Source organism: Streptomyces sp. NPDC020742 (assembly GCF_040641675.1).
Taxonomy (GTDB): Bacteria; Actinomycetota; Actinomycetes; order Streptomycetales; family Streptomycetaceae; genus Streptomyces.
On record NZ_JBFAEA010000001.1, the window covers coordinates 701,365 to 717,476 of the forward strand.

Annotated in this window: 13 protein-coding genes; 3 read left to right on the forward strand and 10 right to left on the reverse strand. The window is 70.8% G+C overall.

Features of this window, described 5'->3' with window-relative positions; translation table 11 throughout:
• Positions 1-33 precede the first annotated feature (33 nt).
• Positions 34-561, forward strand: a complete 528-nt coding sequence (locus tag AB0G84_RS03030; protein ID WP_361314565.1) for a DinB family protein — start codon at positions 34-36, stop codon at positions 559-561.
• A gap of 94 nt (positions 562-655) precedes the next feature.
• Here the strand turns inward: AB0G84_RS03030 and AB0G84_RS03035 are convergent, their stop codons facing one another.
• Positions 656-1,189: an alkyl hydroperoxide reductase gene (locus AB0G84_RS03035; RefSeq protein ID WP_361314567.1), complete on the reverse strand. Its 534-nt coding sequence runs from the start codon at positions 1,187-1,189 to the stop codon at positions 656-658.
• Positions 1,190-1,194: 5 nt separating this feature from the next.
• Positions 1,195-1,749: a peroxiredoxin gene (locus AB0G84_RS03040; protein WP_150512830.1), complete on the reverse strand. Its 555-nt coding sequence runs from the start codon at positions 1,747-1,749 to the stop codon at positions 1,195-1,197.
• 138 nt (positions 1,750-1,887) lie between these two features.
• On the opposite strand from AB0G84_RS03040, the gene AB0G84_RS03045 reads away from it, so the two are divergent.
• Positions 1,888-2,844, forward strand: coding sequence for a hydrogen peroxide-inducible genes activator (locus AB0G84_RS03045; protein ID WP_361314570.1), 957 nt, complete (start codon positions 1,888-1,890; stop codon positions 2,842-2,844).
• Positions 2,845-3,772: 928 nt separating this feature from the next.
• Here AB0G84_RS03045 and AB0G84_RS03050 read toward each other — a convergent pair.
• The 3 genes from AB0G84_RS03050 to AB0G84_RS03060 all read right to left on the reverse strand — a co-directional run bounded on the left by AB0G84_RS03050 (position 3,773) and on the right by AB0G84_RS03060 (position 5,936).
• Positions 3,773-4,462 (reverse strand): ABC transporter ATP-binding protein, encoded by a 690-nt coding sequence (locus tag AB0G84_RS03050; protein ID WP_361314573.1) that lies wholly within the window; start codon positions 4,460-4,462, stop codon positions 3,773-3,775.
• 188 nt (positions 4,463-4,650) lie between these two features.
• Positions 4,651-4,968 carry a hypothetical protein gene (locus AB0G84_RS03055; protein WP_361314576.1) on the reverse strand — a complete coding sequence of 106 codons (318 nt, stop codon included), beginning with the start codon at positions 4,966-4,968 and terminating at the stop codon, positions 4,651-4,653.
• Positions 4,965-5,936 (reverse strand): SPFH domain-containing protein, encoded by a 972-nt coding sequence (locus AB0G84_RS03060; protein ID WP_361314579.1) that lies wholly within the window; start codon positions 5,934-5,936, stop codon positions 4,965-4,967. Before AB0G84_RS03060 ends, AB0G84_RS03055 begins: the two co-directional genes overlap by 4 nt.
• A 307-nt stretch (positions 5,937-6,243) precedes the next feature.
• On the opposite strand from AB0G84_RS03060, the gene AB0G84_RS03065 reads away from it, so the two are divergent.
• Positions 6,244-8,523: a transglycosylase domain-containing protein gene (locus AB0G84_RS03065; protein WP_361314581.1), complete on the forward strand. Its 2,280-nt coding sequence runs from the start codon at positions 6,244-6,246 to the stop codon at positions 8,521-8,523.
• 84 nt (positions 8,524-8,607) lie between these two features.
• On the opposite strand, the gene AB0G84_RS03070 is transcribed toward AB0G84_RS03065, so the two are convergent.
• From AB0G84_RS03070 to AB0G84_RS03090, 5 genes are all read right to left on the reverse strand, one after another.
• Positions 8,608-10,071: a catalase gene (locus AB0G84_RS03070; RefSeq protein WP_361314584.1), complete on the reverse strand. Its 1,464-nt coding sequence runs from the start codon at positions 10,069-10,071 to the stop codon at positions 8,608-8,610.
• A 209-nt stretch (positions 10,072-10,280) separates the two neighbouring features.
• On the reverse strand, positions 10,281-12,680 hold the full coding sequence (locus AB0G84_RS03075) for a SpoIIE family protein phosphatase (protein ID WP_361314587.1): 2,400 nt from the start codon (positions 12,678-12,680) through the stop codon (positions 10,281-10,283).
• Positions 12,681-12,770: 90 nt separating this feature from the next.
• Positions 12,771-13,454 carry a methyltransferase domain-containing protein gene (locus AB0G84_RS03080; protein WP_361314590.1) on the reverse strand — a complete coding sequence of 228 codons (684 nt, stop codon included), beginning with the start codon at positions 13,452-13,454 and terminating at the stop codon, positions 12,771-12,773.
• A gap of 222 nt (positions 13,455-13,676) precedes the next feature.
• Positions 13,677-14,429 (reverse strand): DUF402 domain-containing protein, encoded by a 753-nt coding sequence (locus AB0G84_RS03085; RefSeq protein WP_361314592.1) that lies wholly within the window; start codon positions 14,427-14,429, stop codon positions 13,677-13,679.
• 127 nt (positions 14,430-14,556) lie between these two features.
• Entirely contained in the window at positions 14,557-16,035 is a 1,479-nt protein-coding gene (locus AB0G84_RS03090) for a class II fumarate hydratase (RefSeq protein ID WP_361314595.1), read from the reverse strand.
• Between the last annotated feature and the right edge of the window lie 77 nt (positions 16,036-16,112).

Below are 16,112 nucleotides of genomic sequence, written 5' to 3' on the forward strand. Positions count from 1 at the left end.
GTGCGGGCCGGGCGTTCGTGCCAGAGTGCGTGGATGCGTACGACTCTGGACGGCCGACCCGTCCCGCCCCCACACGCCGATGAACGCACCATGCTGGAGACCTGGCTGGACTTCCACCGTGCCACCCTCGCCCTGAAGTGCGCGGGGCTCGACGACCGGCAGCTGCGGCGGGCCGCCGTGCCGCCCTCGTCGGTGACGCTGCTGGGCCTGGTCCAGCACCTGGCGGAGGTGGAACGCAACTGGTTCCAGCGGGTGTTCGCCGGCCGCGACCTACCGCCGGTGTACGGGGAGGGCGCGGCGGACGGCTTCGCCCTGGTGCCCGACCGCGGGATCGACGAGGCCCTGGCCGTCTGGCGCGCGGAGGTGGCGCGGAGCCGGGAGGCGGTCGCCGGTGCGTCGCTGGCGGACTCCGGAAGGCTCTCGGAGGAGGAGGCGGCCCATGTGGGGGAGCAGGGGGTCTCGCTGCGCTGGATCCTGGTCCACATGATCGAGGAGTACGCCCGCCACAACGGCCACGCCGATCTGATCCGGGAGTCCCTCGACGGCGTCACCGGCCCCTGAGGCGGGGAGTGCCCTGACGTACGGAACCCCGCAGACGTGGTGTCTGCGGGGTTCCGTACGTCAGGCGTGGCGCGGGTGCGCCGGGGTGCCGGAGTTACTCGGCGAGCGCGGCCTCGGCGTCGAGGGTGGCGCCGACGGCCTGCAGGACGGACGCGATCTTCACGGCCTCCTGGATCGTCTCGCGCTCGACACCGGCCTTGCGCAGCACCTGCTCGTGCGAGTCCAGGCACATGCCGCAGCCGTTGATGGCCGAGACGGCCAGCGACCACAGTTCGAAGTCGACCTTGTCCACGCCCGGGTTGCCGATGACGTTCATCCGCAGACCGGCGCGCAGGTTGCCGTACTCCGGGTCCGACAGCAGGTGCCGGGTCCGGTAGAAGACGTTGTTCATCCCCATGATGGCGGCCGCCGACTTGGCAGCGGTGTACGCCTCGGCGGACAGGTTCGCCTTCGCCTCGGGCTCCAGCTCGCGCAGCACCTTCGGCGAGCGCGAGGCGATCGCGCAGGCGAGCACCGTGCCCCACAGCTGCTGCTGCGGCAGGTCGCTGTTGCCGATCACCGAACCGAGGTTCAGCTTCAGGTCCTTGGCGTAGTCCGGAACGGCGGACTTGAGGTCATCGAGAGCCATGGGTGTCACTCACCAGCCAGCAGGGCGACCGCGTCCAGGGTGTCCTCGCCCTTGCTCCAGTTGCAGGGGCACAGCTCGTCGGTCTGCAGGGCGTCGAGGACCCGCAGGACCTCCTTGGGGTTACGGCCGACGGAGCCGGCGGTCACCATCGTGAACTGGATCTCGTTGTTCTGGTCCACGATGAAGACGGCGCGCTGCGCGAAGCCGTCCTCGCCCTCAATGCCCAGGTCGCGCATGAGCTCGTGCTTGGAGTCGGCGAGCATCGGGAAGGGCAGGTCGGTCAGGTCCGGGTGGTCCTTGCGCCAGGCGTGGTGCACGAACTCGGAGTCACCGGAGAAGCCGAGGACCTGGGCGTCACGGTCGGCGAACTCGTCGTTCAGCTTGCCGAAGGCCGCGATCTCGGTCGGGCACACGAAGGTGAAGTCCTTGGGCCAGGCAAAGACGATCTTCCACTTGCCCTCGTAGGTCTTGTGGTTGATCTGCTCGAACTCCTTGCCCTTCTCCAGCGAGACACAGGCAGTCAGGTCGAACTCGGGGAACTTGTCACCGACAGTGAGCACGCGCTCTCCTTGTTGCAGAAGGTCCCTTTTGAGGTCCTTCAGTCGTTCTTTGAGGCTTGGACGGCTTACACCCTGGCACAGCAGCCATTGATCAGGGAAATAGCTAGACTGGTAGATGTTGATCGGAGGTGGTTATCAGTGGCTTCACCGGTGAGTGGCGGGCGACCCCGCCAGCCCAGCCTCGCCCAGCTGCGGGCCTTCGCCGCGGTGGCCGAGCATCTGCACTTCCGCGAGGCGGCGGCCGAGATCGGCATGAGCCAGCCCGCACTGTCCGGGGCGGTCTCCGCGTTGGAGGAGGCGCTCGGGGTGCAGCTCCTGGAGCGTACGACCCGCAAGGTACTGCTCTCCCCGGCGGGGGAGCGGGTGGCCGCCCGGGCCCGTACGGTCCTGGAGGCGGTCGGCGATCTGATGGAGGAGGCGGAGGCGGCCCGCGCGCCCTTCACGGGGGTGCTGCGCCTGGGTGTCATCCCCACCGTCGCGCCGTACCTCCTGCCGGCGGTGCTGAGGCTGGTCCATGACACCTACCCCGACCTGGACCTCCAGGTCCACGAGGAGCAGACCGCCTCCCTGCTGGACGGCCTAGCCCACGGCCGGCTCGACCTGCTGCTGCTCGCCGTCCCGCTCGGCGTCCCCCAGGTCACCGAACTCCTGCTGTTCGACGAGGACTTCGTCCTGGTCGCCCCCAAGGAGCACTGGCTCGGCGGCCGCGGGGACATCCCCCGCCAGGCCCTCCAGGAGCTGGACCTGCTGCTGCTTGACGAGGGTCACTGCCTGCGCGACCAGGCCCTGGACATCTGCCGCGAGGCCGGCCGCGACGAGAACACCCCCGTCACCACCAGCGCCGCCGGGCTGTCCACCCTGGTCCAGCTGGTGGCCGGCGGCATGGGCGTCACGCTGCTGCCGCGCACCGCGCTCCGGGTCGAGACCGCCCGCAACGACCAGCTCACCACCGGCTACTTCGCCGACCCGGCCCCGTCCCGCCGGATCGCCCTGGCCATGCGGACCGGCGCCGCCCGGCAGAACGAGTTCGAGGCCTTCGCGGAGGCGCTGCGGGGCGCGCTGCGGGGGCTGCCGGTGCGGATGGTGAAGGGGTAGCGGCCGGGGTGGGGCCGGGGTGCGGTCGGCGGGGCCTGGTGTCGTCGAGAGCTCAGGGCGCGAACCGCTGCTGGAGCGGCCGACGTCAGTTCGCCGACCGAGGCGGTGTGGCGCCGCCCGCCCGGTGGTTTCGTGCGTGACTCACCTACGCGTAGCCACGCCCGGCTAAGCGATGCGCCCCGGAGGTGACTGGGTCGGCTGAGATGACGCCCGGGTCGGATTGCTGGCAATAGCTGCGGCGAGAGCCAGCAGGGCTTCAACTTGTGCGACCTGTGCACGGGTGGCGGGGTCAGCCATCCTGCCAAGTTTCACCGGCGCCAAGTAATCGCTCGCGGCTTGGGCATGTTCTTCGTAGCCGGCCATTCAGGACTCCAATGCTCGTTGAGTCGTGGTGGGAGCGGAGCAGTGCTGCAATCGACGGTAGATTCTGATCGCCGCCCCGGTACTGGCAGTACGAGCTCTGCGACGGTTCCGGGCCGGAGCTTCCTCCCGTGTGTGGGAGGTGCTTATTGCCTGGTCAGAACGTGTGCGGGCAGTTCGATGGCCGCTGATTCGGTCGCGCCTGCTCGGCGTAATTCGTGGACTCGTACTCACAGTTGAGTCGGCGCAGGCGGCCTTGGTCATGGCGGTCAGTGCGAAAGGCTTTCACCAACTATGCCCAACGCGCCCAGCTATATTTTCCCTCGCCTCTCAAAGGCCTGCATCCTCAGTGAAACTGTTTCCTGCAGCGAAAACGAGTAGGTCAGCAGTTGCGGAGACGTCAGTTGTCGCTTTCCGGGCCCGAAGCGAGGAGCGCCGCCTGGCTACGCCCATGGCCGGGTCGCGGGCCCAACCGGCGGGGCCGGGGCGCGCTGCCCGGCCCGTCCCGGGGACGGGGGCGGGGCGGTGTCGCGCCCGCCGCCCCTGCCGGCGCGAGGGCGCGGCAGGCTCACACCCATCCCGCTGACGTGTCCTTCACCCTGCCGTCGCGGACGATGATTTCGCGGTCGGAGTAGGCGGCGGTGCGGGGTTCGTGGGTGACGAGGATGACGGCGGTGTGGGTGGTGCGGGCGGCGTCGGTGAGGAGGGTGAGGACGCGTTCGCCGTTGAGGGAGTCGAGGGCGCCGGTGGGTTCGTCGGCGAAGATGACTTTGGGTTGGGTGGCGAGGGCGCGGGCGACGGCGATGCGTTGGGTTTGTCCGCCGGAGAGTTCGTCGGGGCGTTGGGTGGCGGTGGTGTGGACGTCGAGGTGTTCGAGCCAGGTGTGGGCTTGGTGTTCGGCTTTTTTGCGGGGGGTGCCGTTGAGGCGGAGGGGGAGGGCGACGTTTTCGAGGGCGGTGAGTTCGGGGACGAGTTGGCCGAATTGGAAGACGAAGCCGAAGTCGGTGCGGCGCAGGGCGCTGCGTTGGGTGTCGGTCATGGCGGTGAGGGTGTGCCCGGCGTAGCGGACGGTGCCGGCGTCGGGGGTGGTGATGCCGGCGAGGCAGTGCGGGAGGGTGGATTTGCCGGAGCCGGAGGGGCCCATGACGGCGACCACTTCGCCGGGGTGGAGGGAGAAGTCCGCGCCGTCCAGCGCGGGCGTCGGGCCGTACGCCTTGTACAGCCCCTCGGCGACGAGCAGGGAACCGGCCGGTGTCATCGGTGGGCCTCCGGAAGTGCGGGCAGGGGGGTGTGCCCCGGGAGGTCCGAGGGCGTGCCGCACGCTCTACATGAGGTGTATACATGCGATGTATAGAGAGTTCTCTTTGTGCTCCCGCGCTCCCTGAGTTCCGCGGCGCCGGGCGGCCCTCGCCTGCTCGGTCCCCGTCCGCTAGGTACCCGTTCCGCTCAGTCCCCGCCCGGCCGGTCCTCGCCCGCTCGGCCCTCGTCCGGTCGCTCCCCGTCCGGTGGCTGCGCCTTGGGAGGTCGCCCGCGCCGGGGGATCGCGCCCGCGCCCCGGGGCAGCCGCCCCGCGTCCGACAGCGCCTTGCGCAGCAGGAACTCGATCTGGGCGTTGGCGCTGCGCAGTTCGTCGTCGGCCCAGCGGGCCAGCGCGTCGTGGATCAACGGGTCCAGCCGCAGCAGGACCTGCTTGCGCCGCTGCGGCCGGGGTGCGGGGGTCCGGCCGCCTTCGGCGCCGGACCCCTCGGTGGCGTCGCCGCTCACTGGTAGAGCGAGCCGGTGTTCAGGACGGGCTGGGCGGCCCGATCGCCGCACAGCACCACCATCAGATTGCTCACCATGGCTGCCTTCCGTTCCTCGTCCAACTCGACGATGCCCTGCTGGTTGATCCGGTCCAGCGCCTGCTCGACCATGCCCACCGCGCCCTCGACGATCTGCTGCCGTGCCGCGACCACCGCACCGGCCTGCTGCCGCTGGAGCATCGCGGAGGCGATCTCCGGAGCGTAGGCGAGGTGGCTGAAGCGGGACTCGATGATCCGTACGCCGGCGGCCTGGACCCGGGCGGTCAGCTCCAGGGCGAGCTTCTCGGTGATCTCCTCGGCATTGCCGCGCAGCGACAGGGCGTCCTCGTCGTGCGCGTCATAGGGGTACTCGATCGCGATGTGCCGCACCGCCGCCTCGGTCTGGGTGGCGACGAACTCCAGGAAGTCGTCGACCTCGAAGAGCGCCTGGGCGGTGTCGTTGACCTGCCAGACGACGATCGAGGCCAGCTCGATCGGGTTGCCGTAGGCGTCGTTGACCTTCAGCACCGCGGTCTCGTGGTTGCGCACCCGGGTGGAGATCCGCCGGGCGCTGGTCAGCGGGTTGACCCAGCGCAGCCCGTCGGTGCGGATGGTGCCGACGTACCGGCCGAAGAGCTGGATGACCCGAGCCTCGCCGGGCGCGACCATCTTCACGCCGGTCATGCAGAAGAAGGAGCCGAGCAGCATCGGGATGCCGACGACGATCATCGGGACGCCGACGGCCTTGTTGCCGCCGTCGGCGGATATCCCACCGGTGATCAGCAGGGCGATGCCCAGCCCCACGCCGAGCACGGTCAGCAGCAGGGCGAGGCCGCCCGGGATGCTGTGTGCCGGGACCTCGCGGACCTGGGGGCGGGGCAGTTCGGGAGCGTCCACCGCGAGGGTGTCGCCGCGTTCGGCGGTCGGCCCGGTGGGTGTCTGGTCGGACATGGGGTCCCCGTTTCTCCTGATGCGGCACGTGATGTCCGCCGCATTGGGTGATGTCACTGGTCTAGCAAAGTGATAGCACTTTAACGCCGGGGCGGTCGCCCGTCCAGTCCTCGTGCGGGGTCCGGATTGCGGCAAGTGCGCAGGTGGGAGCGGCGCGACGCGCAACACCCACCTCCCGGTTCCCTCGCCCCGGGTGCTGTTTGTCACGCCGGGGAAAGCCGCGATCGATGAGTATTTGTTGACAGATGCGGTGTTAGCTTCAACAGCTGAGTTAGCTGGGGGCGGAACGACTGGAGTTGTCGAAGCGATGGGCCGAGCGGAAGCGAGACGGGCGCAGCAGGGGAGCGCCCGCCGGGCCGAACAGAAAGCCGAGAAGTCCGGCATACGCCGCTTCTTCACCTGGAAGAAGCTCCTCGGAGCCTTCCTGGGGGTGTGCCTGCTGGGCATCCTCGGCTTCATCGGCCTGTATCTGTACGTCGACGTCCCCAACGACGGGAACCGCGACGCCCAGTTGCAGAGCAACGTCTACAAGTACGCCGACGGCAAGGTCCTGGCCCGCGCCGGCCAGGTCAACCGCGAGAACGTCCCGCTCTCGCGGATACCCAAGGCCGTCCAGCACACCTTCGTCGCCGCCGAGAACAAGACGTTCTACCAGGACTCCGGCGTCGACCTGAAGGGCACGCTGCGCGGCATCTTCAACACCCTGCGGGGGCAGGGCAAGCAGGGTGGTTCGACGATCACCCAGCAGTACGTCAAGAACTACTACCTGAGCCAGGAGCAGACGGTCAGCCGCAAGCTCCAGGAGATCGTCATCTCGCTCAAGGTGGACAACAAGCTGGGCAAGGACAAGATCCTCGCCGGCTACATCAACACCAGCTACTACGGCCGCGGCGCCTACGGCATCCAGGCCGCCGCCCAGGCGTACTACCGCAAGGACGTCGACAAGCTCACCGTCTCGGAGGGCGCCTACCTGGCGTCGCTGCTCCAGGCCCCGAACCAGTACGACTGGACGCTGGCGACCGCGGACGGCAAGAAGCGGGCGCAGGAGCGCTGGGCCTACACGCTCAACAACATGGTCGAGATGCACTGGCTCTCCCCGCAGGAGCGCGCCAAGCAGAAGTTCGAGATCCCCAAGGCGCCCAAGCCGCTGCCGGGCATGAACGGTCAGACCAGCTACCTGGTGACCGAGGCCAAGAAGGAGCTGTTCGCCCAGGGCGTCGACGAGAAGTCCTTCGACGCCGGCGGCTGGACGATCACCCTCGGCATCGAGAAGGACAAGCAGAAGGCGCTGGAGAAGGCCGTCAAGCGCAAGCTGACCGACGACCTTGACCCCAAGCGCCGCAAGGTGGACGGGGACGCCCAGCTCGGCGCGACCTCGGTGGACCCCAAGACCGGGCACATCGTCGCGATGTACGGCGGTGCGGGCTACCCCCAGCACTACACCAACAACGCCACGCGCTCCGACTACCAGCCGGCGTCCACCTTCAAGCCGCTGATCCTCGCGTCCGCCATGGAGAACAAGGCGGTCACCCAGGGCGGCCTCCCGATCAACCCCAACACGATCTACGACGGCCACAACCGCCGCCCGGTCGTGGGCGGGTCGATCCCCTTCGCGCCGCCCAACGAGGACGAGCACGACTACGACAAGATCACCGTCCAGACGGCCACCAACAACTCCGTCAACGCGGTCTTCGCGCAGATGGGTGCGGACGTCGGCCTGGACAAGGTCAAGGACACCGCGGTCAAGCTGGGCCTGGACGGCTCCAAGATCGACGTCAAGCCGGCCATGACCCTGGGCACCATGGGCGCCAGCCCGCTCCAGATGGCCGGGGCCTACGCCACGCTCGACAACCACGGCAAGAAGGTCACCCCGACGCTGGTGACCAAGGCCGTGCACAGCGTCAACGGCGTCGACGCCGAGCAGCCCCTGAAGGACCCGATCGGGGACCAGGTGCTCAGCCGGACGACCGCCGACACCCTCACCTCCGTGCTGGCCGGCGTGGTCAACGACGGCACGGCCTCCCAGTCCGTGAAGAACACCGCCTACCACGCGGTCGGCAAGACCGGCACCTCCGACGACAACAAGTCGGCCTGGTTCGTGGGCTACACGCCCAAGCTGGTCACCTCGGTCGGCATGTTCGGCGAGTCCCCCAAGGGCGGCGCCCAGGTGACCCTCAAGGGCACCGGGGGCGGCGGCCGGGTCAACGGCGGCGGTTACCCGGCCCAGGTCTGGGCGGACTACAACGAGTCCGTGCTCAACGGCAGCACCGGTGCCGACTTCGACCTGGAGGCGGAGCTCGGGGCCGGAGTGCCCCCGACCCCGACCCCCACGCCGAGCGCCACCCCCTCGTCGACGCCGTCCCCGTCCGGCTCGCCGAGCAGCTCGCCGAGCGAGAAGCCGACGCCGAGCGGCCGGCCCTCGCAGAGCGAGTCCGGTACGCCGACCGGCCGGCCCACCCCGAGCCAGTCCTCCTCCGTCCCGCCGGACACCGGCCAGGACGGCGGTACGGAGTCCAGTGGCACCACCTCCGGCACCGGAGGCCGGCCCAACAGCGGCAAGGGCGGCGACAACCTGCCCGGCTTCTAGCGCAATCGGCAGCACTGCGGCCCCCGCCTTGCGAAAGGCGGGGGCCGCAGTGCGTACGCGGGTGGTGCGGTGCCGGTGGCGCGCTCAGCCTCCGTTCACCTTCTTGGCGATCCGGTCACCCACGTTCTTGTCGATGTTGCGCCAGTACGCGAGCGCGCGCTCGAGCACCGGACGGCTGACGCCGTTCAGCAGGTGCCCGGAGACGTTGGACACCAGGCGGTCGCGGGCCGCGTCGTCGAGGACCTCGCGGACCATCGTGCCCGGCTGGCCGAAGTCGTCGTCCTCACGGTGCAGCGTGTAGGCCTCCCGGACCATCTCGCCGGCCGTAGCCCAGCCCGCCGGCTCCCCGTACGACCGGGTCTCGGCCGCCGGGCCGCCGTAGCTGTTCGGGGCGTACGGCCGGGCCGCGCTGCTGGGCTCGTACCGCATCGGGCCGTCCTTGGCGTACGACTGGACGGGCGCGTGCGGGCGGTTGGGCGGCAGCTGGGCGTAGTTCGGGCCGATCCGGTACCGGTGGGTGTCCGGGTAGGAGAACAGCCGGCCCAGCAGCATCTTGTCGGGGGACGGGCCGATGCCCGGGACCATGTTGGACGGCTCGAACGCGGCCTGCTCGATGTGGATGAAGTAGTCGTCGGGGTTCTTGTTGAGGGTCATCCGGCCGACCTCGATCAGCGGGTAGTCGCCGTGCGGCCACACCTTGGTCAGGTCGAACGGGTTGAACCGGTAGTCCGGGGCGTCCGCGAACGGCATGACCTGCACATACAGCGTCCACGACGGGGCGTTGCCGCCGGCGATGGCCTCGTGCAGGTCGCGGCGGTGGAAGTCGCCGTCCTCGCCGGCGATCCGGTCCGCGTCCTCCTGGGTGAGGAAGTCGATGCCCTGGTCGGTCTTGAAGTGGTACTTGATCCAGAACTTCTCGCCCCCGCCGTTGATCCACATGTAGGTGTGCGAGCCGTAGCCGTTCATGTGGCGGTAGGTCTTGGGGATGCCGCGGTCGCCCATCAGCCAGGTGACCTGGTGCGCCGACTCCGGCGACAGCGTCCAGAAGTCCCACTGCATGTCGTTGTCGCGCATCCCGTTGTCCGGGCGGCGCTTCTGCGAGCGGATGAAGTCCTGGAACTTGATCGTGTCACGGACGAAGAAGATCGGGGTGTTGTTGCCGACCAGGTCGTAGTTGCCCTGCTCGGTGTAGAACTTCAGGGCGAAGCCACGGGGGTCGCGCCAGGTGTCGGGGGAGCCCTGCTCGCCCGCCACGGTCGAGAAGCGGGCCAGCATCTCGGTGGTCCTGCCGGGCTGGAAGAGGCCCGCCTTGGTGAACTGGCTGACGTCGTTGGTGACCTCGAAGATTCCGTATGCGCCGCTGCCCTTGGCGTGCACCACCCGTTCGGGGACCCGTTCCCGGTTGAACTGGGCCATCTTCTCGATCAGGTAGTGGTCCTGGAGCAGGATGGGACCGTCCGGACTCACGGTCAGTGAGTGCTCGTCGCTCTCCACCGGAATGCCGACGTTGTTCGTGGTGCGCGGGTCGTTGTGCGCAGTGCTGGTCATGGAGGAGTGCCTCCTGGTTCGACGACGGAGGGACGAAGGGGAGCCGTGCGGTCCCGCGGGGAGAGGTCGGTCCCTTTTGGGGCGGTCAGTCCCTTACGTCCACCCAAGCAGTCAACTCCGCCGACGGCATGTCGGCAAGAGTTGGACCCCGTCCGATCCCAGACGGGGTCCAACATGTGGGATACGGGCCGGCGGGCGCCCGCCGGGCCTCAGCGGCGCAGCGCCGCCGACGGCATCGACAGCTCGAACCAGACGACCTTTCCCATGCTCAGACGGGTCGCGCCCCAGCGCCGGGCCATCCGGTTGACCAGGTACAGCCCCCGCCCGCCCTCGTCCGACGGCCGGGCCTGCCGCAGCCGCGGCAGCTGCGGGACGTCGTCCCCGACCTCACAGCGCAGTACGTCCGTTCGCAGCAACCGCAGCGTGATCGGCCGCTCCGCGTACCGCACCGCATTGGTCACCACCTCGCTGACCAGCAGCTCCAGCTGGTCGCTCAGCTCGTCCAGCCCCCAGCGCGCCAGCGCCCGCCGGGCCAGCCGGCGGGCCTGCCCGGCCGTCTGCGCCTTGGGGTCCAGGTACCAGTACGCGACATCGCTTGGCGCGATGCCGTCGAACCGGGCCGCCAGCAGCGCGATGTCGTCATCGCGGTCGCCGGGCCCCAGCATGTCCAGCACCTCGTCGCACAGCGGCTCCAACGGCGGCGGGTTGGGACCCGTCAGCCGGGCCGTCTCCGCCAGCCGCTCCCGCAGCTGCTCGATCCCGGTCCACACGTCCCGGATCCGCGACTCGACCAGGCCGTCGGTGTAGAGGACCAGCGTGGCGCCCGCCGGGGCGTCCAGCTCCACCGCCTCGAAGTCCACTCCGCCGACGCCGATCGGCGCACCGGACGGCACCCGCAGCACCTCGGCCCGCCCGCCGCGGTGCAGCATCACCGGCGGCGGATGCCCGGCGTTGGCGATGGTGATCCGGTGCGCCACCGGGTCGTAGACCGCGTACATGCAGGTCGCCATGCGGTCCGTGCCCAACCGCTGGGCCTGCTCGTCGAGGTGGTGCAGCACCTCCTGCGGCGGCAGGTCCAGCCCCGCCAGGGTCTGGGCCGTCGTCCGCAGCTGGCCCATGATCGCCGCCGAGGTCATCGAGTGCCCCATGACATCGCCCACGACCAGCGCCACCCGGCTGCCCGGCAGCGGGATCGCGTCGTACCAGTCGCCGCCCACCCGGGCGGTCTCGGCGGCCGGCAGGTAGCGGCTGGCCAGCCGGACACCGGTGGGCTGCGGCAGCGAGTCCGGCAGCATGGTGCGCTGCAGCGCGTCGGCGATGTACGCCTCGCGCCCGTAGAGCACCGCCTTGTCCACGCCCAGCGCGGTGTGCGTCGCCAGCTGCGCCGCCACCAGCAGGTCGTCCGGCTCGAACGCCGGTCGGTCCGGGCGGCGCAGGAAGACCGCGGCGCCGATCACCCGCCGACGCCCGCGCAGCGGCGCCAGGATCACCCGGTGGCCGCTGGGCAGCCGCGGATCGGGCCCCAGCAGCTCGGGCAGCGCCGTGCGCGCCGCCTGCGCCTCGCCGAACAGCGGCCGTACGCCCCGCAGGACCTCGGCCAGCGGACCGCCCGGCTGCACCTCGGCCAGCTCCGCGGCGCTGCCGCCCATCGCCGGCCCGAGGTCGGGCTGGGCGGGCAGCACCGGCAGCCGTGCGCCGTTGGTGTCCGGCTCCTCCGGGATCCGGTCGGTGCGCCGCAGCCGCAGCACGACCGGCCCGGTCGGGCGCTCGTCGCCCACCGGCAGCGGATCGCGCAGGTAGACCAGGATGGCGTCGGCGAACGTCGGGACCGTCGCCCGGCACAGCCCGAGCACGATCTCGTCGAGGTCTATGCCGCGCGCGATCCGCCGGGTCGCCGCCCCGATGAACCGCAGCCGGTCACCGCCCGCCTGACGGGCCGCCGCAACCTCCCCGCTCTCGCCCGGGTGCGCCGAGCGCGCCGGGGGAACCGGCGGCAGCGGGACGGACGGCAGGCTCGCCGGCGGGCCGGCCGGCGCCGGCACCGAAGCACCCGCGCCGCCCTCGTGCGCCCGCCCCAGGTCGTCGCCGCCGTGCCGCGGCCGCTGCCCGCGGTGCTGCTCGTCGCCCGGCTCGGGCGCCTCGGCGCGGCCGACCGCGCCCTGCCCGCTCCGGCGCCCCGTCCGGGCCGTCTCCCGCCCCGCGTCCGACGCACTGCCCGGCCGCCCGCTCGCCGGCATGGCCACCTCCCCGTATCTGTCACCGCCGTATGGGTCCCCGTACGCCTCCCCGTACGGGATGGCGGCATCGTCCCGCGCCGCACCGTGGTCCGTGACCGGCTCGTCGCCGGCGCGCCCGGGCCGGCCGGCCGGTGGGCCGGCCGAGGCCGTCACGGTGGCGCCGGCCAGGCCGAGGTCGTCACCGCCGCGCACCGCGAAGCCGCTGCCGGGCGCCGGGGTGAAACCGGCCCCGACGGGCTGCTGCAGGGCGCTGCGCGGGTCGGGGACCGCGCCCAGCGGCGCCGTCCCGCCCGGCCCCCGCGCAGGGGACGCCGAGGGCGCGGCGGTCGAGGCCGACCGCCGCGATTCGTGGGAGGTGGGGTGCTCCGTCACGCGTGGGATTCCATCCGTCCGGGGCTGGGCGCCCGACGCGCCGCGTTCCGGGCGCGGCACCCGTACGGGGCGCGCCCGACGCGCTGCGTCTCAGGCGCGTCGCAGGTGCAGAAAGAGCTGGATTTCGGGTGGTACGTCCGTACTCGCCGGGGCGTATGCGTACGCGTCCTCCCCGACGAGGTCGAATCCCGCGTCGTGCACGACCCGGCGCAGGTCGTCCCGCAGGTATCCCGATACCCGGATCGAGTTGCCCAGGAACGGAATGGTGAAGTCGTCCACATCTGCCTCGACCATCGACAGGGCGAGCAGCCCCTCGGGACGTAGCAGATCATGCAGCAGGCCCAGTGCGTAAGGGAATTCCGCACGGGGCAGCATCAGCAGGGAGAAATAGGCGGCGATTCCGTCGAAGGAACCGGCGCCGCCGAGCCGGCCGCCGCGCAGATCGACGAGGTCCAGCCGGTGGAACTCAGCACCCGGGACGTGCTCCCGGGCCAGTGTGACCATCGAGGGGGAGAGGTCGATTCCCACCACACGGTGCCCGGCGTCCGACAGCTGACGGGCGGTCGGCAGCCCGGTCCCGCAGCCGACGTCCAGGATGCGCGAGCCCGTGGGCAGGGCATCGGCCAGCCAGGCGCCGGACGTGAGCTGGCCCTCCTTGTGCGGGAAGGCCTCGTCGTACCGGTCGCCGATGGCGTCGAACGCCTCGGCCTGACCGGCCCGGTCCAGCGCTAACCGGTTCAGACCCTCGTATCCGTCGTAGCTAGTCGCACTCACGACCTCGCCCCTCCTGCGACCGCGGTCAAGTTCGTTTTCCAGTTCTGGAGTTGCGCCTGTGCAGTCTTGCGGAGGACGATCCTACGTTTGAAGACCCGGGGCGCAGCAAGGGGGCTCGGCCCCGCTCCCCGCCCTGCGGGGAACAGCCTCGCCCATAGGCGCACCTTTCCACGGTCCGCCCCCTTCACGCGTGCTTCACCACCGTCCCTTCACTTCACTTCCTCACGACCGCAAACGATCCGGTGCGCGGTCCCAGTCCTCCGGCAACGGCGGGATGCCCCAGGCCGGATCGGGTCGCCAGTCCTCCCAGGCGTCCGCGTACGGCCCCCGCCAGGCGGAGATCTGTGCGATCGCGGCCCGGCCGGCCGAGCGGACCTCGGCGGCCCGGGCCTCGCTGATCAGCCCGTCCCGCTGTGCCTGCGCGAACTCGTCCTCGTCCCGCCACTCCCAGTGCCGGTCCGGATAGACGCAGATGTCGAGGAAGTGATCCTCGGAGTCCACCCCGCCCGTCCAACGGCGGCGCGGCTCCTCCAGGTTGACGTACCAGTTCTTGAACTGCCAGCCACGCTCCCAGAACAGCCACACCGACCAGGGGTCGCCGGGCCGCGCCAGCTTCAGCACCCCCGTGCCGAACCACTGGTCACGGACCGTCCGTCGGGGTCTGGTGTAGCGGGTGGCCAGCGGTTCGCGGTGGACCGGTGTGCCGTCGGCGAGCACCGGCTTGATGCACGGCGTCCCGGGCGCCATCCACACCGCGAGCAGCTCCGTGGTGTCCGCGACGACGGTCACCGGCCGGCAGATGTGGAACTGCTCGGGCCGGGCGTTGTCGCGGTAGCGCCACAGGATGTGGTCCCCGGGGGCCCAGCGGCCCGCCCCGGCTGCGCCAGCCGCGCCGTGCGCCGTCCGCCCCGCTCCGGCCGTTCCGGGTCCGCCGGCCGTCTCGCCTTCCGTCGTGTCCACCATGTCCGCTGTCATGAGCAGATCTTAGTGGCGTGGCATGACGGCCGCCGTGACATGAGCCGCACCCGCTGTGACGAGCGCGGAAACGCGCGCCCCCTGCGCCGGTACGGGTGCGGCGCACTCCCCTTGCTGCGGGCGTGGCCTACGGGTGCGTCATCCGCAGCACGTCCAGCGCCTCGTCCAACTGCTCCTCCGTCAGCAGCCCCCGCTCGACATAGCCGCCCTCCAGGACCACCTGGCGGATCGTCTTCCGCTCCGCCAGCGACGTCTTGGCGACCTTGGCGGCCTCCTCGTACCCGAGGAACCGGTTGAGCGGGGTGACCACCGACGGGGACGACTCCGCGTACTCCCGGGCCCGTTCGACGTTCGCCGTGATCCCGTCGATGGTGCGGTCCGCCAGCAGCCGCGCCACGTTCGCGAGCAGGCGCACGGACTCCAGTACGTTCTTGGCGATCACCGGGAGCATCACGTTCAGCTCGAAGTTGCCGGCCGCACCGGCCGTTGCGACCGTCGCGTCGTTCCCGGTGACCTGCGCCGCGACCATCAGCACCGCCTCGGGGACCACCGGGTTGACCTTCCCCGGCATGATCGACGAGCCCGGCTGCAGATCGGGCAGCGCGATCTCCGCCAGCCCGGTCCGCGGCCCGGACGCCATCCACCGCAGATCGTTCGCGATCTTCGTCAGGCCGACGGCGACGGTCCGCAGCTGCCCGCTGGTCTCCACGATGCCGTCCCGCGCGCCCTGCGCCTCGAAGTGGTTGCGGGCCTCGGTCAGCGGCAGCCCGGTCGACCGCGCGACCTCGGCGATCACCGCGGCCGCGAAGCCGGGCGGGGTGTTGATGCCGGTGCCCACCGCCGTCCCGCCCAGCGGGAGTTCCGCCAGCCGCGGCAGCGCGCTGCGCAGCCGCTCGACGCCGTACCGCACCTGTGCGGCGTACCCGCCGAACTCCTGCCCCAGCGTCACCGGGGTGGCATCCATCAGGTGCGTGCGCCCCGACTTCACCACGGTGGCGAACTCCTCGGCCTTGCGCTCCAGGGATGCGGCGAGGTGTTCCAGCGCCGGGATCAGGTCTCCCAGGACGGCCGAGGTCGCCGCGATGTGGATCGAGGACGGGAAGACGTCGTTGGACGACTGGCTGGCGTTGACATGGTCGTTGGGGTGCACGTCCCGCCCCAGCCGCTCACCGGCCAGCGTCGCGATGACCTCGTTGGCGTTCATGTTGGAGGACGTCCCCGACCCGGTCTGGAACACATCCACCGGGAAGTGGGCGTCCCACGCGCCATCCGCCACCTCGGCGGCGGCCTCCCGGATCGCCCCCGCGATCTCCTTGTCCAGCACCCCGAGCTCGCTGTTGACCAGCGCCGCCGCGGCCTTGATGCGCGCCAGCGCCTCGATGTGCGCACGCTCCAGCCGCTGCCCCGAAATCGGGAAGTTCTCCACGGCGCGCTGCGTCTGCGCCCGCCATTTCGCCCGTGCGGGCACGCGGACCTCACCCATGGAGTCGTGCTCGATGCGGAAGTCCCCGGGAGGGCCGGATGCGCCGGGGCCGCCGGATGCGCCGGGGTTGCCGAGACCGCCCGTACCGTCGGCTCCGCTGCCGAAATCGCTGTTCTCGCTCATATCTGCTTCAGTACCTGAGGCGGCGATTCTGTTCCCGGATACGGGGCACCGGCTCGCCGATCGCCGCACATACGGCC